Genomic DNA, 23,154 nt, shown 5'->3' with positions numbered 1-23,154 from the left:
GAATGCTACCTCAAACAAGTTGCATATTCCACAAAGTAAATAATTTACAATTAAAACACTCATTATCTGAGGAGGAAAAATCATGAAATACCTTAAGCGAATTATCTTAGTTGTTGCGAGCCTAGTCCTTGCTTTATCTGGTCTTTGGGCAGGCTTAGCCGCCAACCAAACCCATGCCCAAGCGGCTGCCAATCAATCTTCGGTTGCTGCCATTAAGAAGCGGGGGGTAATTCGGATTGCTGTTTTTGGTGACCTCAAGCCATATGGTTGGGTGAACCAAGACGGTAAGCGGGTTGGTTACGACGTTTACTTAGCCCGTCAAATCGGGAAGGACCTTGGGGTTAAGGTCAAGTTTGTTCAGGTTAACGCTAACAACCGCGTGGACACTTTAAACTCTAACAAGGCCGACTTGGTCCTTGCTAACTTCACGGTTACTAAGGAACGGAAGCAAATCGTTGACTTCGCTAAGCCATACATGAAGGTTTCAGTGGGGGTCGTTTCCAAGAAGAGTCACCCAATTACTAAATTAAGTCAATTGAAGGGTAAGAAGTTAATCATTAACAAGGGGACGACGGCCGAAAACTACTTCACACAGCACCAAACTGGCGTTACCCAATTGAAGTTTGATTCCAAGACTCAACAATTTAACGCTTTGAAGCACGGCCGGGCACAAGCTTTAGCCGATGACAACTCTTACCTTTACGCTTGGGTTAAGAACAATCCATCTTACACGGTAAGTATTAAGCATCTTGGAGCCCAACAATCCATTTCACCAGCCGTTAAGAAGGGAAACAAGTCGCTTTTAAACTGGACGAACAAAGAAATCACTAAATTGAACAAGAACGGGTTCTTTGAAAAGGACTTTAACCAAGAATTGAAGCCATATTTCGGGAAAGAAGTTAAGGCTAACGATATTATTTTAGAAAAGTAAATGAAGTCAGGAGAAGGCCTTCTTCCTAGCCCCTAACGGAAAACCACCCATCTAGTCGGAGATGATTAGATGGGTGGTTTTTGCTTTAAGATTATGCAGTCATTTGGTAGAGGATGGGGAAAAAGCTCCTCCAGTTCCGCTTCAAAAGCGATCCTTGAGATAAGCTGACCGCCATGAATCTGGCTAACATCGTATGTTTACTTAAAATAATTAATTCCCATTGCGTCCTTAACCTCATCGAGGGTCTTAGCGGCAACCGCGTTAGCAGCGTCACTGCCAGCTTTTAACATGGCGTAAACAGCGGCGGGGTCCTTGGCAAATTCTTCCCGGCGTTGGCGAATTGGGGCAAGTTCGTTATTTAAGACTTCCAGCAAGTAACGCTTGATCTTCACGTCGCCTAAGCCACCGTGACGGTATTGGTCCTTTAATGCTTGAACCTTTGCTTTGTCCGGATCGAAGATGTCTAGGTAAGTGAAAACAACGTTACCTTCGACTTGACCTGGATCTTCAATGTGGATGTGGTTCGGGTCGGTGTACATTGACATGACCTTCTTTTTCAAGGTGGCTTCATCATCAGCGAGATAGATGGCGTTGCCCAAAGACTTACTCATTTTGGCGTTCCCATCCAGCCCAGGAATCCGGCCCTGGCCCTTTGGTGGGAAAACCCCTTGTGGTTCAACTAAGACATCCCCGTAGATGTTGTTAAAGGTCCGGACAATTTCCCGGGTTTGTTCAAGCATTGGTTCTTGGTCGTCACCAACGGGAACAAGTTCCGCCTTGAAAGCCGTGATATCAGCTGCTTGGCTAACTGGGTAGGTTAAAAAACCAGCGGGAATGGAGTGATTAAAGTTTTTTTGTTGGATTTCACTCTTAACCGTGGGGTTCCGTTCCAACCGGGAAACTGTAACTAAATTTAGGTAGTACATGTTTAATTCGGAAAGGGCCGGAATTTGGGATTGAACGTAGATCGTTGACTTTTTAGGATCCAAACCAACGGCTAAGTAGTCCAAGGCCACTTGTAAGAGGCTGTTTTGAACCTTTTCAGGATCACGAGCGTTATCAGTTAACGCTTGTTGGTCGGCAATCATGATGAAAGGCCGGTATTCGCCACTGTTTTGCATCTTAACCCGTTCTTTTAAAGAACCAACGTAGTGGCCAATGTGAAGCTTCCCGGTGGGCCGATCCCCGGTTAAAACAATTTTCTTTGCTGTCATAATAATCTTCCTTTCTAGGTAAACAAAAATCGCCCCGCGCTCGACTGAGCGTAGGACGACTGGACCGCGGTGCCACCTACTTTGCGAAATACTTCGCCACTTTATGCGGGGTGATTCAACTTTCGCCGTGGTCCACTTCGGTCTACCAGGCGGGTTTTTCAGCACAAGAACCCATCTCTGTTAGGTTGGCGACCTACTCTAACACGGTGCAATTAATTTTGATTATAACTTTTTAGCTTGGAAATGCAAGCCTTTAGTCGACCTTGGCTAGGGTGTAGTTCTTCTTCCCCCGCCGGATGATGACATATTTGCCATCAAAGTGATCAGCAGGGTTAATAGTAGCTTCTTCGTCAGTAACCTTTTCGCCGTTAACCCGGATGGCCCCGTTTTTTACGTCTTCGCGAGCTTGGCGCTTGGATGGTTCAATCTTGGTATCAACTAACCAGTCGATGATGTTCTTGGGTTCAGCACTAACTGCAACGGATGGAGTCCCTGCAAAGGCTTGTTCCACTTCATCAACGCTCAAGTCTTGGACGTTCCCTGAGAAGAGAAGTTGAGAAATCTTGATGGCTTGTTCCGTGGCAGCTTCCCCGTGAACGAAGGTGGTAACTTCGGCAGCTAACCGCTTTTGTGCTTCCCGCTTCCAAGGTTCGGTCTTTACTTTTTCAGCTAAGGCGTTAATTTCGTCTTGATTTAAGAAAGTAAAGTACTTCAAGTATTTGACGACGTCCCGGTCATCTTGGTTCAACCAGAATTGGTAGAACTCGTAAGGGGAGGTCTTCTTTTCGTCTAACCAAACGGCTCCCCCAGCGGTCTTGCCAAATTTGGTGCCGTCAGCCTTAAGCATCAATGGGATTGTTAAACCGTAAACTTCAGCGTCAGCCCCTTCCGTCTTGTGGATCAGGTCAATTCCGGAAGTGATGTTACCCCATTGGTCCGAACCTCCAATTTGAAGTTGGACGTCGTTGTGCTTGTAGAGGTGCAAGAAGTCAACTGCTTGGAGGATTTGGTAGGTGAATTCAGTAAAGGAAATTCCGGAAGCTAACCGACTAGCCACCACTTCTTTGTTTAGCATCGTGTTGATGTTAAAGAGCTTCCCAAAGTCCCGTAAGAAGTCAATCATTGAGAATTGACTTAACCAGTCGTAGTTATCAACAATGGTAAAGTTTTCGGTGCCAAAGAGCTTAACCATTTGGGCGGTTAAGGCCTGCTTGTTGTGTTCCAATTGGGATTCGGTTTGCAGGGTCCGTTCCGTCTTCCGGCCGGATGGGTCACCGATGGCCCCAGTTCCGCCACCGATGATGATGACGGGGTGGTGACCAGCTAATTGAAACCGCTTGAGCATCATAAAGGGAATTAAGTGCCCAATGTGGAGACTATCACCCGTTGGGTCCGTTCCGCAATAAAGGCTAATCTTTTTTTCGCTAGTTAACTTTTTGAGTCCTGCTTCATCCGTTACTTGGTTTAAGGCGCCGCGCCATTTTAATTCATCGACGATATTCATATTCAGATCCTCCGTTGATTTTGGCTTTCGGGTTAATAAAAAATCGTCCCATGACATTTAGCCATGGGACGATCTTAACCGTGGTACCACCCAACTTTGTACTTAACGTACCTCATTTTAACCCGATTCAATTTTAGCTTTTCGCTGTAATTCGTTAACTAGCTGTGCGGTAACTTCCAGCGCCGTTACCTCTCTTTGTCAGGGAACTAGCTAACTACTTCGACGAAAAATAGTTAAGCTCATTAAACAATGTTTGGGGCGGGGTGTCAAGAGAAAAAGAAGGAGTTTCCAGCGGGAATGGCGATCATTATTAAATATTGTTTTTTGCACCCAACAGATCTAAAAATCTGCGCAAGCTACGTCAAATTACGCCGGATCTCAGATCTGTGCGGTGCTAATTTTACTAAAATGATGAATTCAAGCTTTAAAATTTAAGCTTAATTAAATTAACTTTTTCTCCTAACTTAATTTAGAAAACACGATTAGAAATTGATTACAACTTTTTAATTTACGCAATCGTCTTATGATTGTGTCGAAAGTAAAATCATCGTGTTAGAGTATTAACCAATTATAAAAGTTAAAAAAGTTAAGTAAGGGAGTGGCGTGCAATGAGAAAACATTGGCTAATTAAATTGCTAATGAGTTTGGCGGTTCTAGTCGGCTTTGGATTGGTGATGGGTCGGCAGGAACCGATCCACGCTGCGAGCGAACCCACATATACAATTGGGACCGTTGATAGTTTTGAACCATTTGAAATTCCAAACAACCGGGGTACATACAATGGTAAAAACCCAGGAATTGAAATTGAAATGCTTCAGCAAATTGCCAAGCATGAAGGTTTTAAGTACCGCTTAAAGGTTATGAGTTTTGACGCAACCTTAACTGCCTTACAAGCAGGTCAAATTGATGCTTCCATGGGTGGGATGAGTGTCACTAACGAGCGGAAAGCTACGATTGATTTCACTAAGTCTTACTATGATTCTGGGGTTGTCATGGCCGTCGCAAGTAATAGTAACATTAAGTCGTTAAAGCAATTAAAGGGCAAGACCGTGGCCGTTAAGTCTGGGACCAGTGGTGCCATTTATGCTAAGTCGATTGCTAACAAGTATGGCTTTAAGATTAAGTACTACAAGACCGATAACACGATGTGGTCTGATGTGGCCAACGGGAACTCTGCTGCCACCTTTGATGATGAACCGGTACTGCGTTACGGAATCCGAAACGGGATGAAGTTAAGGGTTGTTACCAAGGCAGTTAACTCTCAACCAGTAGCTATGGGGATCAAGAAGGGCCAAAATCAAGAACTCCTTCACAAATTAAACGATGGGATTACTTGGATGCAAAAGACGGGCCGGATGCAAAAGCTGTTGGACAAGTACACGAAAGGTTCAGCTTCCAAGGCTGACTCCGCTAGTCAGCGGACGATTCCTGCTTTGATTAAGAACAACGCCGGTGCTTTGACTGCTGGGTTGGTTGAAACCTTGAAGTTAACGATCGTGGGGGCCTTTTTAGCTCTGGTCTTTGGGATTATTCTTGGGGTAATGGGAATTGCCGAAAACAAAGTTCTGACCGGGATTTCTTCAACTTTGATCTACATTTTCCGGGGGATGCCAATGATCGTTTTGGCCTTCTTCATTTACATTGGGATGCCAGGTTTGATCGGTCACAAGATTCCCCTCTTTACGGCTGGGGTAATTACCCTAATGCTTGATGAAGGGGCCTACGTTGGGGCGATCGTTAAGGGTGGCTTTGACGCTGTTGATCGTGGCCAATGGGAGGCCGCTCGTTCGTTGGGGCTTCCATACTCTAAGGCCTTAGTTAAGGTCATCATGCCACAAGGAATCAAGATCATGGTGCCATCCTTGGTTAACCAATTCATCATTACCTTAAAGGATACGTCAATTCTTTCCGCCATTGGGGTGATGGAATTGACCCAAACCGGGACGGTGATCATTTCCCGGAACCTCGAAGGATTCAAGATGTGGTTAATCATTGGGGTAATCTACATTGTCATCATTACCCTCTTAACCTGGTTATCCAACTACGTGCAAAGAAAGGTGGCCTAGCAAATGGATAAGCAATATAAAATTCAAGTTAAGGACCTCCACAAGAGCTACGGTGATAATGAAGTCTTGAAGGGAATTAACTTAAACGTCAAACCAAACGAAGTGGTCTGCATGATTGGGCCATCTGGGAGTGGAAAGAGTACCTTCTTGCGGTGTTTAAATCGCTTGGAAGAAACCAATAGTGGTCATGTCTATATTGACGGCTACGATATTGCTGATAAGAAAACAAATATCGACTTGGTGCGGCAAAACATTGGGATGGTGTTCCAACATTTTAACCTTTTCCCGAATATGTCAGTGGCCGAAAACATTATGTTGGCGCCGGTTCAACTCAAGAAAATGACTAAGGACGAAGCGCGCAAAGCGGCTTTACATTACTTAGATATTGTTGGCTTAAAGGAAAAAGCTGATGTAAACCCAACCACCTTATCTGGGGGGCAAAAGCAACGGGTGGCAATCGCCCGGGCCTTGGCCATGAAGCCGGATGTAATGCTCTTTGACGAACCTACAAGTGCCCTAGATCCGGAAATGGTTGGGGATGTCTTGGAAGTTATGCAAACTTTAGCTAAGCAAGGGATGACAATGGTCGTTGTAACCCACGAGATGGGCTTTGCCAAGCGGGTGGCCGACCGGGTAGTCTTCTTCCACGATGGGGTTATCCGAGAACAAGGAAAACCAGATGAAATTTTTGATCATCCACAACATGAAGACACCAAGAGTTTCTTGGATAAGGTGCTGAATGTTTAAATGCAGATTGATTCACTAGCATCGGCCTTTCTCACTAACTCATTTTCTCCCTTGACAACCCACCCTTTCTTAACTATAATCTAATCAAATTTTAATTTTACGTGATGATGAGAAGAGTAAGTTAAGGCCTTAAGCTCAGTGACCGCTGATGGTGCGAAGGCGGATTAAGTAATTAACTGAAGATGAGCTCGGAGCGTGGTCGTTGGGTCTGGTTAATGGGCTCAAAACCCGGTGGAACCCGATATCGTTCTAGGCATCTAAATGGTGCTGATAAGGCTAACTAGGTAATTAGTTAGTGAAAATGGGTGGTACCACGCATAGCGTCCCTGAACAGGTAACTGTTCGGGGGCGCTTTTTTGGTACCGGATTTTAGGAGGGATCAAAATGGCAGAATTTACAACCAATTTAGTTCACGGACCAGCCGTTAATGATAATCAAACCGGAGCGGTCGCAACGCCAGTGTATAAAGCAACAACTTATGCTTTCTCAGCAATTGGGGCACCCGTAAAGTACGACTATTCACGTTCTGGCAACCCGACGCGCTTGGCCGTCGAAAAGCAGCTTGCAACGCTTGAAGGTGGTGGGCAGGCCTTTACTTTTGCTTCGGGGATGGCCGCTATTCACGCGGCTTTAGCAATTTTTAAGGCCGGTGACCATATCATTGTTGGTAATCAAATTTATGGTGGGACCTTCCGACTATTTCATCAATTCTTTGAACGGTGGGGATTAACCTTCACTAGTGTTGATCTCCGCGACCCTGATCAATTGGCACAGGCAGTTCAGAAAAATACGAAGGCAATTTATTTTGAGCCGGTTACGAATCCCCTCCTTGAAGTTATTTCGGTCCGCCAAGTGGCAGACTTTGCTAAGGCCCATCATTTATTAACGTTGGTTGATAATACTTTCTTAAGCCCTGCGTTGATGCAACCACTAAAGCTAGGGGCTGACATTGTCATTCATTCCGCCACGAAATACTTAGCAGGTCACTCGGAGTTATCAGCTGGAGTAGTTGTGGCCAACGATCCTAAATTAGCGGACCAAGTTTACTTCATTCAAAATGCTTTAGGGGCGATCTTATCACCAGAGGGGGCTAATGAACTGGCGCGCGGGATCAAAACCCTGCAACTCCGGATCAATCAGCAACAAGCCAATGCCTGTCAATTAGTGCGTTTCTTAAAGTCACGTACGGAAGTCGATCGGGTTTATTATCCTGGGTTGCCAGACCAACCTGGCTATGCCACTCTTCAAACGGAAGCGAAAGGCGCTGGCGCCGTGGTCGCCTTTGAACTTACAGCGAGTCAAGATCCGATTAAATTCGTTAACCACTTGCGACTGTTCACCCGGGCGGTTAGTTTAGGCGCTGTCGAAAGTTTAGTTGAATTGCCAAGCAAAATGAGCCACGCTGAGTTATCACCAACTGAACAGCTAGCTGCGGGGATTAAACCCGGTTTAATTCGGCTAGCCGTCGGAATAGAAGATGCGAAGGATTTAATTACTGATCTAAGCCAAGCTTTTACAAAAGCTAACAAGAAGGGAGCATAATTATGCCAAAAGAAAACCTTACCTTTGATACTTTAGCTGCCCAAGCGGGAAGTCACGCTGATCCCAATGGGGCCGTTGCCTTTCCGTTGTATTTATCGTCAAACTATCGGCACCCAAGTTTACAAGCCGCCCGAAACTTTGATGCTACGACTGGCTACACTTATTCCCGGCTAGCCACCCCCAACCGGCGCGTGTTGGAAAAGACCTTAGCCCAACTGGAAGCTGGAACCCATGCTTTTGCTTTGAGTTCCGGGATGGCAGCCATTCAACTGGCTTTAAGTATTTTAAAAACGGGGGAGGAAGTCATTTCTTTGGATGACCTTTACGGAGGTGATTTCCGCTATTTCCGCTATCTGGAAAGCCATGCTGGAATTCATTTTAAACAATGGAATGGAGAAAAAGTAGCGGATCTAATAGCCCAAATTACTGCCAAAACCCGCTTGATTTGGTTAGAAACCCCATCGAATCCCACGATGAAACAATTAGATATTCAAACGATTGCCAATCAAGTTCATGCCAAAAATCCGCAGGTCCTCGTAGCGGTCGATAACACCTTCTTAACGCCGGTTTATCAACGGCCATTGACTTTAGGCGCTGATATTGTCGTCCATTCAGCTACGAAATATCTTTCTGGGCATAACGATTTACTTGGTGGGGTGTTGGTCTGTAAAGATGATGAACTCGCCAAAGAATATTATGATTACTACCTCACGACGGGTGATACGATGAGTACCTTTGATTCCTGGTTATTACTGCGTAGTTTGAAGACTTTGAGTGTACGGATGCAACGGCATACTAGTAACGCTCAAGCGGTGGTAGAGTACTTAAAACAAGCTCCCCAAGTAACGAAGGTTTTGTATCCCGGAAAAGGGGGGATGGTATCTTTTTATCTCCAAAGTGAAGCTCAAGTTGAACATCTTTTAAACCACGTGAAAGTCATTAGCTTTGCGGAAAGTTTGGGTGGAGTAGAAAGCTTAATTACGATTCCTTATTACCAAACCCATGCCGATGTTGCCGAGAATCAACGAGCCCGTCTCGGGATTACGCCGCAACTTCTGCGTCTCTCAGTTGGTTTAGAAGATCCCCAAGATTTGATCGCGGATTTGGAACAAGCGCTGAGCGAAAAATAAGTAAAGGACGCTATAAAAGATCACATTAATAAACGCGGCAAGCCAATTGCCTGGAAGTTAGGCTACTTTGCGGTTGGTAATATGATCCGCCAACAGCATCATGCGCCTTGCCATATCGTTGATTATTACTATCGTTTAAAAGAAGAGAGACCGGGAAGAAACATGAGTTTCTTTCCGGCTTCTTTTTTCATCTCCGAATGTTACTGAGTGACTAAGGTCAAAAAGCACGGCCTTAGTGGATAAGTGCGAACGAAAGGCCGATTCTAATGAATCAACCTTCGTTCTTCTTATCCCAACCAGGCCGTCAAGGAGCTTTTTTCCCAACCTCTTTTCACTGATTAATAGTAATTATAATCTTTCTGATTCAGCAACGACCCACGCTAGGGTAGGATCGTTCGCTTGATAGGTTGCTAGGGCTTGGGGGGTAATTGGTGGGGTAATTTGGGCAGGGGTTGTTTTGCCAACGATTAGGTAAGCGTGAGGTTGGTTTAATGGGGAGGCAAACTGAGCCGCTGGTAAACAAGGATTGTTGTGGTGATAATCGTTGCGAATAAAAGCTTGCAGATCAGCTAAGACACTATTGGCAGTTGCGGGTCCACCAGCACCGGGTCCAAGGTAAGTTGAGGTCCCAACGAGGTCACTATCGACAGTGATGGCGTTGGTAACTCCGTTTACTTGGGCGAGGGGATGGGTTGGCGTCAAAGCGAGCGGATAGACACCAGCATATAGGGTTCCGTTAACCATTTGAGCCTGAGCAACTAGTTTAATTTGCCGCTGAAAATGGTTGGCAACGTTAAAAATGCGTGGTGAAAGTTGATCAATTCCTTGCGGTGATAATTGTAGAAGTGTGAGTCGGGAGCGAAAAATTAAGCGAACAAGAATAATTAACTTATAGCTAGCATCGATGCCATTGAGGTCTTTGGTTGGGTTTGCTTCGGCATAGCCATTAATTTGGGCTTGCTTGAGGGCAGCTTGGTATGTTAAGCCTTGATTCTGAATAGCGGTGAGAATATAATTACTAGTTCCATTTAAGATGCCGCTGATCCCGGTGATGCGATCTGGAGCCAAGCTTTCTTGGATTGTTCGAATGATTGGAATTCCGCCAGCAACTGCTGCCTCATAGGCTAAAGCCCCGCCGTTATCGTGAGCTAGCCGACTAAGTTCATTACCAGAGGTCGCAATTAGATCTTTGTTTGCCGTAATAACTTGTTTTCCTAATTGGAGAGCCGTGGTCACAATTTTTTTGGCAACGGTGGTGCCGCCAATCAATTCGATTACAACGTCGACTTGGGGATCGTTCACTGCTCGGTGCCAGTCGGTAGTTAGACGAGTCGTAGTTGGTAAAGGCAACCCCAGGTGACGTTTGAGATGTTTAACAACAACCCAGTCTAATTGCCAGTCAGGAGCAATGGTGGCTAAGAGTTCGTTGAAAACCGCTTGACCGATTGTTCCTAGGCCAAGTAGAGCAAGATGTTTTTTCATTGCAATTCCTCCCTAAATTTGGAGCCAGTTGCGGTATAGCGTCTGGCTAGCGGTTTGCCAAGTATTAATGATTTGGTGATGTTGGTAATAATTGGTTGGGGGTAAAATTGACTGATGCTGGGCTTGATCACGCCGATATTCTTGATCCAAAGTCATTGTGGAATATTCAGGATGACCAGTAATGTAAACAGTGTGGTTATTGTGACTAGCAAGAACCATGGCGTCGAGTTGGGGATGACTGGCGATAACGTGCAGGTCAGCTGGTAAAACTGTTGGTAAAAGGAGTTTGCTGTGGCGTGATTGAGGCATTGGTAAGGCTTTAAGGCCTTGCAAGAGGGGATTCGATGTAGCGCACACTCCTTGATAAATGCCAAATAGCTTTTGCGAACAAGTAGTTTTGGGGATGCGATATTGGACATATAAGGCGGCTAAGGTAGCCCAGCATTCAAAGATTACCCGCTCACAGTGGGTTTGACTCCATTGGACTAAGTGGCAAAATTCATGCCAGTAATCAACGGCGAAAAAAGGTAGTTTTTCAACAGGTGCCCCAGTTACAATCAAGGCATCAAAGGAGCGCCCCCAGATCTGAGATAAGGGTTGATAAGTTTGTTTGATTAGGGAAGCATCAGTGTTTTTGAAATGATGGCTGCTTGGATAAGCAAAAGTGACCTGACAATTAAGGTTGGTATGTGCCAAAAGATTTAAAAATTGTAGTTCGGTAACTTGCTTAGTAGGCATTAAGTTAACGATTAAAATTTGGTAATTAGCCTCAGTTTTGACTGGCCAGAGTTGATGCCAGCGAGCTAAACCATTAGTTGGATAAACTGTCATAAAAAATTCCTCCTATATTGCAAACAAAAAAGCCTCCGTCCCTGGTTTGAACAACCAATGGGACGAAGACTTCGTGGTACCACCCAAATTTACCCGAAAAGGGCCTCAAGGGACAAACATCCCCGGCACGATATCGGGTGCAACCGGTAGTGGTAGCTAATTAACCCCACTACTTCCGATAAGCTCATCTTCACAACTTAAGTCCCGAAAACTCACACCACCTGTTTTCTCTCTGGAAGGGACGGCCATTGTTACTCTTCTTATCAATAGATTCTCATCTTAAATTAAGTTAACTCTAATTTAACCATCAGAAGAGTGAAAGTCAACCGCTAATTTTCGCCAATTGCGAATAATTTGGTCAACCATAAAAATGAGAATGATCCCAATAATTGTTTGACAATTGCGAGAAAGTCCGTATAATGGAAATCACATAGACAAAAGCGTGCACGCGTCTTGATGACCTAACAGAGAGCCAGGGAAGTTGAGAACTGGTGGTCATAATATGGCATTAAAGATTGAATTTGGGTGGTTCCAATATCGACCGAGAGGAGGTCTAATTTTAGACCTTAAACTTGGGTGGAACCGCGTTAATAAACGTCCCTAGCTAGTACAGCTAGGGACGTTTTTAGTTTGATTTAGAGAGGAGAGAATTATGGAAGAAAAGCAGGAGCGGCATTTGTCGCGTTCACTAAAGAGTCGGCATATTACGATGATTGCTATTGGTGGGGCGATCGGAACGGGATTGTTCTTAGGTTCCGGGAGTGCTATCCATGCGGCTGGCCCGTCGTTAATTTTAACTTACCTAATCGTTGGGATTTTTTGTTTTTTTATGATGCGGGCCTTAGGGGAATTATTACTTGCTGATCCAAGTAAGCATTCCTTTATCGATTCGGTTAAAGAATACATGGGAGATCGGATGGAATTTGTAGCTGGCTGGACGTATTGGTCCTGTTGGTTAACTTTAGCCATGGCCGATTTAACAGCGACTGGAATTTACTTACAGTACTGGTTCCCAAGCTTACCACGATGGGTCGGACCACTAATTATTCTGATGCTATTAATGTTGGTAAACATGATTAATGTGGGGTTGTTTGGGGAACTAGAAAGTTGGTTCTCGATGATTAAGGTCATAGCTATCCTAGCCTTGATTGTTGTCGGGTTGTTAATGGTAATTTTCCACACTAAGACTTCCAGTGGGACGGCCAGTTTGGCTAACTTAGTCAACTACGGTGGTTTCTTCCCTAAGGGCCCCGTTGGTTTTCTAATGTCCTTTCAAATGGCAACCTTCGCCTTTGTTGGGATTGAAATGGTGGGGTTAACAGCTGGTGAAACCGCTAATCCGAATGAAGATATTCCCAAGGCAATTAATACCTTGCCAATGCGAATTGGGCTCTTTTACGTTGGTTCGATGCTGGCGATTATGGCAGTATACCCATGGCATGATATTAAAATGACATCCAGTCCCTTTGTTCAGGTCTTTGCCGGGATTGGGATTACCGGTGCAGCCGGGATCCTAAATTTTGTCGTTTTAACCGCTGCAATGTCTGCCACCAATAGTTGTATTTTTTCAACTAGTCGGTCCCTTTACTCCCTATCGCAAGGGGGGAATGGTCCCAAGGCCTTCCAAAAGCTAAGCCGGCAAGCTGTCCCAGTAAATGCGATGCGTTTTTCATCCTTAATTCTGTTTATCGTGGTCATTTTAAACTATATAATTCCGGAAGGCGTCTTCAATGTAATTTCGGGAGTATCCACAATTAATTTCATTTTTGTTTGGATTATTATTCTGCTCTGCCACATTAAATACCGCAAGCAGGCACCGGCAGGAAATAACTTTGCAATGCCAGGTTTTCCTTTTACAAGTTGGCTGACTATTGCCTTTTTTGTGGCAATTATTATCGTTTTATTCTTTATTAAGGCGACGCGGTTATCGCTAATCATTTCGTTGATTTTCTTCGCAATCCTATTCTTGATTGCGCAAATTTGGAGAAAACAAGTAAAATAAAAGCCTTTTCATTTGCTTTCCGCTAAATGGTTATCATATAATAAAAATGTGGAAAGGATAAAGTCCGTTGTCAAGAAGAATCGCTTGTGTAAATCAAGCGAAAATCACCCCATAAAAACCAACCCATTTAAAATTCCTAAAGACTAATGTCGAGTGTCTATAATCTAAAGTAGGGCATTTACCCCTTAACATGCAAAATATTTAAGCTAGTAAATGTGTTAATTAAGAGATACGATAAATCAAATCAGTGGTCGCAACGGCTAATTAGTCTTTCCCAATTAACCACCTCGTTCGTGCCGTACGAGGTGGTTTTTTTGCAGAATTAGGCCCAAAATATGAAGGTAGCAGCGGTCTAATGACTAAAAATAAGTATTATCTGCAAAAATTTGATTGTTAGTGAATACAAAGATAAAAAAGTAAAATGTTTTACGTTAAAGGAAAATACTTAGCATGATTAGTAGTTAAATCGGAACAATTTCTCTATTGGAGTTGCAATTGTTTGTGTTATTTTAAAATATCACTAATAAGCAAAAATGGTCTAGATAAGTCCCCGCTAGAAAAAAAATTTTGGTAAGTTTGTGAAACCGTTATCTTTGGTGATGCGGTTTCATTTTCCAAGTAAAACGGTATATCGACGAACATTTTAGGAAAATGTTATAGTGATTTCACAAAGTTGGGAATTTTGGGTGGGTTTACAAGTTTGCCAACACCCGGTATATTTATTTCAGTAATAAGATTTTGCTAGCGCTTACACTGACAGAATCTTATGATTTGCATTTATTCTTGTATTTTTATAGAAAGGTGTTAGATCCATGTATCTTGCAATTAATATTCTTGGGTTAATCATCTTCTTGGGAGTGGCTTTCTTATTCTCCAAGAGGAAGAAAGAGATTAACTGGAAGGCCGTTGGTATCATGGTTGTCTTGAACTTAATTCTTGCTTGGTTCTTGACTAGTTCTCCAGCTGGTCGGGCCGGGGTTAAGGCAGCAGCTGATGGCTTCGCTTGGATTGTTAACGTCTCTGCAAAGGGGACTGTGTTTGCTCTTGGTGGTTGGTATGATGCCAAGAACCTCAACTTCATTTGTTCGGCTTTGATGCCAATCCTGATGATTGTTCCAATGTTTGATATCTTGACTTATATCGGATTATTACCTTGGATCATTAAGTGGATTGGGAAGGGTCTTTCCTTTATTACTGGTCAACCAAAGTTCGAATCTTTCTTTGCAGTTGAAATGATGTTCTTAGGAAACACTGAAGTGCTTGCCATCTCTGGGATGCAACTTCGGAAGATGAACAAGGAACGGAACTTAACAATTGCCATGATGTCCATGAGCTGTGTTACCGCATCAATTCTTGGGGCTTATATTGAAATGATGCCTGGTCAATATATTTTGACAGCCGTTCCAATTAACATTGTTAACGCTTTGATTGCGACAACCATTTTAAACCCAATTCACGTTTCAGAAGAAGAAGATACCATCGAAACGGTTAAGGCTAATGAAGATGGTAAGAAGGAACCATTCTTTAGCTTCCTTGGGGACTCCATCTTGGGCGCTGGTAAGCTGATTTTAATCATCATTGCTAACGTTGTTGCCTTTGTTGCTTTAGCTGCTTTGATTGATGCCATCTTGGCGCTCTTTGGGAAGCCATTTGCTGGGCAACCGCTCTCCTTGGAAAGCATCCTTGGGGTGATTATGTTCCCATTTGCTTGGTTGATGGGGTTACCACTCGACCAAGCCTGGGGCTTAGCCCAAGATATGGGGATGAAGTTAGTTACGAACGAATTCGTTGTTATGGGTAAGGTAACTGGTTCAATCATGCATTACCCAGAACACTACAAGGCTGTTTTGACAACCTTCGTAACTTCATTTGCTAACTTTGGAACGCTCGGAATGATTATCGGGGCCTTTAAAGGACTTGTTGGTAAGGAAGATAACGACTACATCGCACAAAATATTGGTTACCTTTTGCTGTCAGGGATCTTAGTATCACTGCTTTCAGCAGCCTTCGTTGGCCTCTTTGCTTGGTAGTCAATAAAAAGAGCGGTCGGGAGAAAACCTGCTTAACGGCCTAGAAAGGATAAGAAAAGCAAAGGTTGCTTTGCCAAAATCGTTTTGCGGTTTGAACTTATCCGCTAAGGCCGTAGTTTTCGACCGTAGTTTCCGAATAAGATTCGGGGATGTTAAAGAGGCTGGAGAGAAACCTGAATTTCTTCCCAGCCCTTTCTTTTTACCACTTAGTAAAAGCGTTTACAGCTAATTTAAGGAGGAATTATCATGACCATGAAAATTATTATGGACACTGACCCAGGGATTGATGACGCAGCGGCTTTAACGATGGCTATTAATGACCCTGCAATTGATTTGAAGTTGGTTACGGCAGTTGCGGGGAACGTTACCGTTGATAAGACGACGGCGAATGCCTTAAAGATTGTTCACTTCTTTGGTAAGGACAAGGAAATTCCAGTTGCCATGGGCGCTCAACAACCATTAATCAAGCCATTTGAAGATGCGGCCCGGATTCATGGGGCTTCCGGAATGGAAGGTTACGACTTTGGTGATGACTATGGTGAACCAATCAAGAAGTCAGCGGTTGAAGCTTTGCATGACGCAATCATGGCCGAAGATGAAGTGATTTTGGTGCCAACTGGCTCTTATACCAACATTGCCTTACTCTTTAGCCAATATCCAGAAGTTAAGTCGCACATCAAAAAGATTATTGCCATGGGTGGCTCCATTTCTGGTGGAAACATGACCAGTATTGCCGAATTTAACGTCTTCACTGACCCAGATGCGGCTAAGATTATGTATAATTCTGGGGTACCGATTGTTACGGTTGGCCTGGACGTAACCTTAAAGGCCTTGATTACGTCCGAAACCCTTAACGCTTTGAAGACAATGAATGAAACCGGGAAGATGTTGTACGGCTTGATTAGCCATTACAATGACGTTAGTGGTGATGGTCACCCAATGCACGATGTTAACACGATCTTCTACTTGCTTCACCCAGAAGCTTACACTACAAAGAAGTTATGGGTCGACATCCAAACTGATGGCCCCGCAATTGGTGGGATGGTCGCCGATATCCGGGGCGCTTATCATGATGGTAAGACGAATGCTGAAGTATGTGTCGATATTGATGCCGACGCCTTCAATAAGTGGTTCTTAGAAGAAGTCTCACATATGAAGTAGGACGAGAGAAAATCTGCTAATCTGCTAGAGCTTAATAATTAATTTAGGCTACCAATTTCTAATTTAGTGTCAAAGCAAACTTAGCTTTGGCATGAATTGGATTGGTAGCCTTTTTTGAGGGAAAATATTACCCGGGAAATACTGGGAATGGTTGAATTGAAGCGGAAAATAGGATAAAGTTAAAAAGAGCGTGAAACATTAATGTTCCACGGAAAGGACGAATAAAATGAAGCCAGAACAATTTCAAGCGGCCTTAGCCCAAATGGGGATTGATTTAAATGCTACCCAAATGGCCCAATTTGATCAATACTATCATTATTTAATTGAAGTTAATCAACACCTTAACTTAACCCGAATTACCGCCGAGGAAGATGTGTACTTAAAACACTTTTATGATTCAATCATGGGGGCGTTTGCGGAACCAAAGTTAAAAGAATTATCCCTTCGTTTATGCGATATTGGAGCGGGAGCTGGTTTTCCGTCATTACCATTAAAGATTGCTTTTCCACAATTAAAGGTAACGATTGTGGATTCGTTAAACAAACGAATCGACTTTTTACGGGAACTGGTTGGCAAGCTAGGATTGACGGAGGTTGAATTAGTTCATGCCCGGGCCGAAGATTTTAGCAATAAGCAAAGTGATTACCGGGAACAATTTGACTTGGTAACCGCGCGAGCAGTGGCGCGACTAAGTGTTTTGAGTGAGTTGTGTTTGCCAGCTGTCAAGGTTGGTGGTGAGTTCTTGGCTTATAAAGCTGCCGCTGCTGCCGAGGAGCTTCAAGACGCCCAAAAAGCAATTACCACTTTGGGTGGGAAGGTCAGTACAACAATGCAACTGGTTTTACCAACTAAACCAGAACCGGAACAACGAAACCTCATTCTGATTAACAAGGTAGCGGCAACACCGAAGAAATATCCACGGCGGCCTGGTTTACCAAGTAAAAAGCCATTAAAGTAGGGGGAGAAACATGGCATTTTCATTATTTAATTTCGGTTCAAAATCAACACCGGCCAAAAATCAGGTGGTTGAAATTCCACTCAAGCAAATTGAACCAAATCGGTATCAACCGCGACAAGTTTTCGATAAGCACGAAATTCAAGAACTTGCCCATACAATTGAAGAACACGGATTGTTACAACCGATTATTTTGCGGGAATATAAGGCAGCCAAGTACGAAATCATCGCTGGCGAGCGGCGTTTTCGCGCAATGCAACTGCTAGAATGGGAAAAGGCCCCGGCAATTGTTGAAAAGATGAGTGATAAGGAATCAGCTTCCTTAGCTTTAATTGAAAACTTGCAACGGGCCCAATTGAGTTCAGTTGAAGAAGCTCGGGCTTATAAGAAATTGATGGACTTGAATCACTTAACCCAGCAAACCTTGGCGAAAGGGGTTGGCAAAAGTCAGTCCACAGTCGCGAATAAACTGCGGTTATTAAACTTGATTGAACCGGTTCAAAACGCAATTCTTGACGGGATGATTACTGAACGTCACGGGCGGGCCCTCTTAGGTTTAACTGATGATGAGCAACGCAATATGTTAATGCGGATCGTCAACGAAAAGCTTAATGTTCGTCAGACTGAACAAGCAGTTGCTGAATTACAAGGCCAGGTCTTGCCAACGGATCAAGCAGCTAAATCAATTACTCCAGTAAAAGAAGAAGCCCCCTTAGCTAATGAAACGCCGGTGACCACGCCTAAGGAAGCGCCAACTACATCGCCTAAAGGGGTTAAAAAGAAAGCTTCGAAGAAAAAGGCAAAGATTAGTGTTAGTGATCCGCAAATTGCGATTAACACAATTAAAAAGTCGGTTAAGTTGGTGAAGGATAACGGCTTTAAAGCAACAGTCCGGCAAAAGAAACTTGCAGACGGCTATCAATTGACAATTACAGTGCGTCCACAAAATGATAGCAATAAATAGAATGGATGATAAGGAATGGCAAGAGGGAAAAAACGTTTACGCTTAAAGAAAAACATGGAAGCTTTGATGGCGAAAGAAGCCGCTGGGGAAGTGATTGAGGAGGTGGCCTTAAAAGAAATTCGCCCCAATCCATACCAACCCCGGCGGAGCTTTGATCAGGAAACGTTAGCCGAGTTAGCTGACTCAATTAAAAAATCGGGAGTTTTTCAACCGGTAATTTTACGGCAACCAGATCCAAAACTAGCGCGGTATGAATTAATTGCTGGTGAGCGACGTTTTCGGGCTTCCGAATTGGCTCACCAAAGGACAATTCCCGCAATCATTCGCCAGATGAATGATGCGGAGATGATGGAAGTTGCCGTTTTAGAAAACCTCCAACGAGAAGACTTAACGCCACTAGAAGAGGCTCAAGCTTACCAAACGTTAATTGAAAAATTGAACTTGACTCAGGCGGAAGTCGCTAGTCGCCTTGGCAAGTCGCGGCCGTATATCGCTAACTACCTCCGCTTATTGGGGCTTCCTGATACAGTTAAGGAGTTAGTGGCTAAGCGACAACTCTCAATGGGACAGGCTCGGACTTTGCTCGGCCTAAGGGATAAGTCGGCAGTGGTTACCTTAGCTAAGCGGGCCGTTAAGGAAAACTTAACGGTTCGGCAACTAGAAGAAATTGTGGCGAAGGAAAACGGACAGGTAAAACCGGTTAAGCAAGCTAAACCAGCGCCAAAGCTTAACCCTTATCTGCGAGAAGCAACTGACCAACTCCAACGGCGGTTTGGGACGAAGGTTTCCTTTAGCGGTAACCAACCTGATCACGGAAAAATTGAAATTCCGTACCAATCAACGGATGAGTTAAATCGGGTTTTGGAATTATTAGGGGTAAGTTTCGATTAATTATGGAGGGCTAAGCATGGTTGAATACGAATTAAACGATATTGTAATGATGAAAAAGCCGCATCCATGTGGGGTTAATCGCTGGAAGATTATCCGGGTTGGCGCAGACATGAAGATTGAATGCACGGGCTGTGGTCACATTGTAATGATGGATCGGTATCACTTTAACAAGCGGATTAAAAAGGTCCTCGAACCCGCTAATCAAGAAGCAAACGAAGCGCACTAAGAGAAAGGAACTAGAATTACTATGTCATTAACTGCAGGGATTGTTGGGCTTCCAAACGTCGGGAAGTCAACTTTATTTAACGCAATTACGAAGGCCGGAGCTGAAATGGCTAACTACCCCTTTGCCACAATCGAACCAAATGTGGGAATGGTGGAAGTTCCAGACAATCGGTTAGACCGGATTGATGAGCTGATTCCCGCCAAAAAGATTGTGCCAACGACCTTTGAATTTACTGATATTGCCGGGATTGTCAAAGGGGCGTCGAAAGGGGAAGGCCTTGGGAACAAGTTCCTTGAAAATATTCGACAAACAGATGCGATTGTTCACGTTGTGCGGGCCTTTGATGATGACGATATTACCCACGTAACGGGGAAGGTTGATCCGATTGATGATATTGATACCATCAACTTGGAATTGATCATGGCTGACTTGGAGGCCGTTAATAATCGCCTTGCTAAGGTTCAACGGGCCGCTAAAGGACGGGACAAGGATGCCTTAGCTGAATTAGCGGTCCTTGAAAAGTTGAAGCCAGTCCTTGAAGATGGTAAGAGTGCACGGACGATTGACTTTGATGATGATGAAAAGAAGATTGTGAAGGGCTTATTCCTCTTAACCACAAAACCAGTTCTTTATGTTGCTAATATTGGTGAAGAAGACATGGCTAATCCGGATGGTAATAAGTACATGGATGCCATTCGGGAACACGTTAACGGCGAAGGGGAAGTCATTGGAGTTTCGGCAGCTGCCGAAGAACAAATTGCTGAAATGGATGAAGCAGAAAAGCAGGACTTCCTGGAAATGGAAGGTGTTGAGGAACCGGGCTTGAATCGGTTGATTCGGGCGGCCTATAAGTTGCTAGGTCTTGAAACTTTCTTCACGGCTGGGGGTAAGGAAACCCGGGCTTGGACTTTCCGACGGGGAACGAAGGCTCCGCAAGCAGCCGGGATTATCCACTCTGACTTTGAACGGGGCTTTATCCGGGCTGAAGTAATGTCCTTTAGCGACCTAGATGAATATGGTTCGCCAGCTAAGGTCAAGGAAGCCGGAAAGCTTCGCCTAGAAGGAAAAGACTATGTCATGCAAGATGGAGACATTGTAGAATTCCGCTTTAATGTTTAATTTAGCGGTGATGGTTAATTAAGAGGAGTTTTTTATTGTGAGTGAACAAGGACGGAATGCGGCGGCTGGTGAACGGCAAAAGCAACATCAAAAGCAAGAACAACAAGCAACGGGCCGGGCTTTTCAAGAGTATGGTTTAACCCGGAAGAACGAAGAGTTTATGTTCCAATTGAATAAGCAGTTGGATGCTCAAGGAGCAACGGCCGAAAAGAAATCAGCATTGATCCAACAGACGATGGACGCTCTTTTGGAAGGCCAAAAGACGGCCAAGACGGCAAAGGGGATGTTTGGGACCCCAACGGCCTATGCCCATGAATTGCTTCATCCAAAGAAGGAAGTTGAGGCTAAGCAAGAAAATACCAATATTTGGATGTTGGCAGCGGATAATGCCTTGATGTTCTTTGCTATCTTTACGATTATGTTTGGGGTCCTTGCCTTTACGAGTCCCAAGGCCCTGGCCCCAGGTGGTCATAACGGAAACGCTGGGTTAACGGCAATTATTATCGTTGCCTTAGCTGGTGGGGCGCTCTTTGGTTGCTTAATGAAGTTGATTCGGCCTAAGGTTGACGCTAACGGCCGACTAGTTAAGCGATCACTTTGGTACCGGACAGCAGTGATTATTCTTGGATTAGTAACTTGGATTGCGGTTTACGGTTTAACGGCTTTAATGCCAAACGTGATTAACCCCGTACTTAACAAGTGGGTCTACGTTATCCTCGGATTAGCTGGTTTTGCTGGTGACCTTTACTTACGGTCGAAGTTTAATATTACCAATGCCCTCTTTGGGAGCCAACGGCGGCGGAATTAAATTGCGGGAAAGAGCGTCTATTTAGTGATGGGTTTGGCCTGGCTACGTTCCAACCTTTTAGACTGGTGGCGTAATTAGTTTCTTCCCAACCTCTTTCCCACATTTTCCTTGACGATTAGGTAAATTCCTAGTATCCTAGTCACAATTCAGATTTAAAATTCATAAGGGAGTGTAAGATTAATGTCAAACTGGGATACAAAGTTCGCAAAAAAGGGAATTACGTTTGATGACGTGTTATTGATTCCGGCGGAAAGCCATGTTTTACCGAACGAAGTTGACTTAAGTGTTCAATTGGCCAAGAACTTGAAGTTGAACTTACCGTTTATTAGTGCCGGGATGGATACGGTTACTGAAAGCTCAATGGCAATTGCTATGGCCTTACAAGGGGGCCTTGGCGTTATTCACAAGAACATGTCGATCCAAGCCCAAGCTGGTGAAGTTGCCAACGTTAAGGGCGTTTCCTTAAATGGAAACTTTGCTAAGGCAGCCGTTGATGATCAAAACCGTCTCTTGGTTGCAGCTGCAGTTGGGGTTACATCTGACACTTTTGAACGGGCTGAAGCATTATTTGAAGCCGGGGCTGATGCGATTGTTATCGATACGGCTCATGGCCACTCTGCTGGGGTATTACGGAAGATTAAGGAAATCCGTCAACATTACCCAACGCAAACTCTGATTGCTGGGAACGTCGCAACTGGTGATGCTACGCGTGCCCTCTTTGATGCCGGAGTTGATGTTGTCAAGGTTGGGATCGGTCCTGGTTCAATTTGTACCACGCGGGTAATTGCTGGGGTTGGGGTTCCTCAAATCACAGCAATTTACGATGCTGCTACGGCGGCTAAGGAATACGGTAAGCCAATCATTGCTGATGGTGGGATTAAGTACTCTGGTGACATTGTTAAAGCCATTGCTGCCGGTGGAAATGCCGTAATGTTGGGCTCAATGTTCTCTGGGACGACTGAAGCTCCAGGGGAAGTCTTTGAAGATAATGGTAAAAAGTACAAGTCCTACCGTGGTATGGGTTCTGTTGGGGCGATGGCGCAAGCGCATGGCTCTTCTGACCGTTACTTCCAAGGTGGCGTTAACGAAGCTAATAAGTTGGTTCCGGAAGGAATTGAAGCTCGGGTTGAATACAAGGGTGACGTTGCTGACATCATCTTCCAAATGGTTGGTGGCCTGCGGAGCGGCATGGGGTACTGCGGTGCTCCGGATATTCAATCCTTGATTGATAATGCTCAATTTGTACAAATTTCCAACGCTGGTTTGCGGGAATCACACCCTCATGATGTTCAAATCACTAAGGATGCCCCTAACTATAACAAGTAAGTCCCGTTAAGTGGAAAAGATCGAGCAAAAACATTCTCGATGGCTGGGTTGGAATCCAGCGCACCAAAGCTGATTACTAGCGGTCAATGTAAATTTAAGGACATCGTAATTATTCTGATGTTGTTAAAAAGGCAATGTTCACTTGATTATTGCTAGATCGTAGTTACTGAGTAACATTCGGAGATGACAAAGAAGGTGGGAAGAAGCTCAAGTTTCTTCCCACCT

19 protein-coding genes, 1 pseudogene and 1 other annotated feature are annotated in these 23,154 nt (G+C 44.3%); of the genes and pseudogenes, 16 read left to right on the top strand and 4 right to left on the bottom strand.

Annotation, left to right across the window (positions count from 1 at the left end):
• Positions 1–82 precede the first annotated feature (82 nt).
• Entirely contained in the window at positions 83–931 is an 849-nt protein-coding gene (locus GTO83_RS10000; RefSeq protein WP_180870879.1) for a transporter substrate-binding domain-containing protein, read from the top strand.
• 197 nt (positions 932–1,128) lie between these two features.
• Here GTO83_RS10000 and trpS read toward each other — a convergent pair whose 3' ends face one another.
• Together trpS and tyrS are read right to left on the bottom strand one after the other, a co-directional pair.
• Entirely contained in the window at positions 1,129–2,145 is a 1,017-nt protein-coding gene (gene trpS, locus GTO83_RS09995; RefSeq protein WP_180870878.1) for a tryptophan--tRNA ligase, read from the bottom strand.
• Between the two features lie 253 nt (positions 2,146–2,398).
• Entirely contained in the window at positions 2,399–3,649 is a 1,251-nt protein-coding gene (gene tyrS, locus GTO83_RS09990) for a tyrosine--tRNA ligase (RefSeq protein WP_180870876.1), read from the bottom strand.
• Between the two features lie 608 nt (positions 3,650–4,257).
• Here tyrS and GTO83_RS09985 point away from each other — a divergent pair.
• The 5 genes and pseudogenes from GTO83_RS09985 to GTO83_RS11020 form a co-directional block, all read left to right on the top strand.
• A complete protein-coding gene (locus tag GTO83_RS09985) occupies positions 4,258–5,715 on the top strand; it encodes an ABC transporter substrate-binding protein/permease (protein WP_180870875.1) in 1,458 nt (485 codons plus the stop codon).
• 3 nt (positions 5,716–5,718) lie between these two features.
• Positions 5,719–6,462, top strand: a complete 744-nt coding sequence (locus GTO83_RS09980; RefSeq protein ID WP_180870873.1) for an amino acid ABC transporter ATP-binding protein — start codon at positions 5,719–5,721, stop codon at positions 6,460–6,462.
• Positions 6,463–6,846: 384 nt separating this feature from the next.
• A complete protein-coding gene (locus tag GTO83_RS09975; RefSeq protein WP_180870871.1) occupies positions 6,847–8,004 on the top strand; it encodes a PLP-dependent aspartate aminotransferase family protein in 1,158 nt (385 codons plus the stop codon).
• A 2-nt stretch (positions 8,005–8,006) separates the two neighbouring features.
• Positions 8,007–9,134: a PLP-dependent aspartate aminotransferase family protein gene (locus GTO83_RS09970; protein WP_180870869.1), complete on the top strand. Its 1,128-nt coding sequence runs from the start codon at positions 8,007–8,009 to the stop codon at positions 9,132–9,134.
• Positions 9,135–9,149: 15 nt separating this feature from the next.
• Positions 9,150–9,281 (top strand): annotated as a pseudogene (locus GTO83_RS11020) (IS110 family transposase); the annotation flags it as partial.
• 201 nt (positions 9,282–9,482) lie between these two features.
• On the opposite strand, the gene GTO83_RS09965 reads toward GTO83_RS11020, so the two are convergent.
• Both GTO83_RS09965 and GTO83_RS09960 read right to left on the bottom strand, forming a co-directional pair.
• On the bottom strand, positions 9,483–10,616 hold the full coding sequence (locus tag GTO83_RS09965; RefSeq protein ID WP_180870868.1) for a homoserine dehydrogenase: 1,134 nt from the start codon (positions 10,614–10,616) through the stop codon (positions 9,483–9,485).
• A gap of 12 nt (positions 10,617–10,628) precedes the next feature.
• Positions 10,629–11,447: a homoserine O-succinyltransferase gene (locus GTO83_RS09960; protein WP_180870866.1), complete on the bottom strand. Its 819-nt coding sequence runs from the start codon at positions 11,445–11,447 to the stop codon at positions 10,629–10,631.
• A gap of 55 nt (positions 11,448–11,502) precedes the next feature.
• Positions 11,503–11,723, bottom strand: a binding site (T-box leader).
• 376 nt (positions 11,724–12,099) lie between these two features.
• On the opposite strand from GTO83_RS09960, the gene GTO83_RS09955 reads away from it, so the two are divergent.
• The 10 genes from GTO83_RS09955 (at position 12,100) to GTO83_RS09910 (ending at position 22,929) form a co-directional block, all read left to right on the top strand.
• Positions 12,100–13,449, top strand: coding sequence for an amino acid permease (locus GTO83_RS09955; RefSeq protein WP_180870864.1), 1,350 nt, complete (start codon positions 12,100–12,102; stop codon positions 13,447–13,449).
• Between the two features lie 812 nt (positions 13,450–14,261).
• The gene (locus tag GTO83_RS09950; protein ID WP_180870862.1) at positions 14,262–15,479 is read left to right on the top strand and encodes a NupC/NupG family nucleoside CNT transporter; all 1,218 of its coding nucleotides are present in this window, start codon (positions 14,262–14,264) and stop codon (positions 15,477–15,479) included.
• Positions 15,480–15,725: 246 nt separating this feature from the next.
• Positions 15,726–16,640, top strand: a complete 915-nt coding sequence (gene rihC / locus GTO83_RS09945) for a ribonucleoside hydrolase RihC (protein WP_180870860.1) — start codon at positions 15,726–15,728, stop codon at positions 16,638–16,640.
• 226 nt (positions 16,641–16,866) lie between these two features.
• Positions 16,867–17,598 carry a 16S rRNA (guanine(527)-N(7))-methyltransferase RsmG gene (gene rsmG, locus GTO83_RS09940; protein WP_180870859.1) on the top strand — a complete coding sequence of 244 codons (732 nt, stop codon included), beginning with the start codon at positions 16,867–16,869 and terminating at the stop codon, positions 17,596–17,598.
• A 10-nt stretch (positions 17,599–17,608) separates the two neighbouring features.
• Positions 17,609–18,559: a ParB/RepB/Spo0J family partition protein gene (locus tag GTO83_RS09935; protein ID WP_180870857.1), complete on the top strand. Its 951-nt coding sequence runs from the start codon at positions 17,609–17,611 to the stop codon at positions 18,557–18,559.
• A 15-nt stretch (positions 18,560–18,574) separates the two neighbouring features.
• Positions 18,575–19,450 (top strand): ParB/RepB/Spo0J family partition protein, encoded by an 876-nt coding sequence (locus GTO83_RS09930; protein WP_180870855.1) that lies wholly within the window; start codon positions 18,575–18,577, stop codon positions 19,448–19,450.
• A 16-nt stretch (positions 19,451–19,466) separates the two neighbouring features.
• Positions 19,467–19,676, top strand: a complete 210-nt coding sequence (locus tag GTO83_RS09925) for a DUF951 domain-containing protein (RefSeq protein ID WP_180870853.1) — start codon at positions 19,467–19,469, stop codon at positions 19,674–19,676.
• Between the two features lie 21 nt (positions 19,677–19,697).
• Positions 19,698–20,795, top strand: a complete 1,098-nt coding sequence (gene ychF, locus GTO83_RS09920) for a redox-regulated ATPase YchF (protein ID WP_180870852.1) — start codon at positions 19,698–19,700, stop codon at positions 20,793–20,795.
• Between the two features lie 37 nt (positions 20,796–20,832).
• Positions 20,833–21,603, top strand: a complete 771-nt coding sequence (locus GTO83_RS09915; protein ID WP_180870850.1) for a DUF1129 domain-containing protein — start codon at positions 20,833–20,835, stop codon at positions 21,601–21,603.
• A 180-nt stretch (positions 21,604–21,783) separates the two neighbouring features.
• Positions 21,784–22,929, top strand: coding sequence for an IMP dehydrogenase (locus tag GTO83_RS09910; protein ID WP_180870848.1), 1,146 nt, complete (start codon positions 21,784–21,786; stop codon positions 22,927–22,929).
• Positions 22,930–23,154: the final 225 nt, after the last annotated feature.

Origin of the sequence: Lactobacillus sp. 3B(2020) (assembly GCF_013487845.1) — a bacterium.
In the GTDB taxonomy this organism is placed as follows: Bacteria; Bacillota; Bacilli; order Lactobacillales; family Lactobacillaceae; genus Limosilactobacillus; species Limosilactobacillus alvi.
Note: the sequence above shows the minus strand (reverse complement) of the source record. Positions and strands in the feature narration are given on the sequence as shown.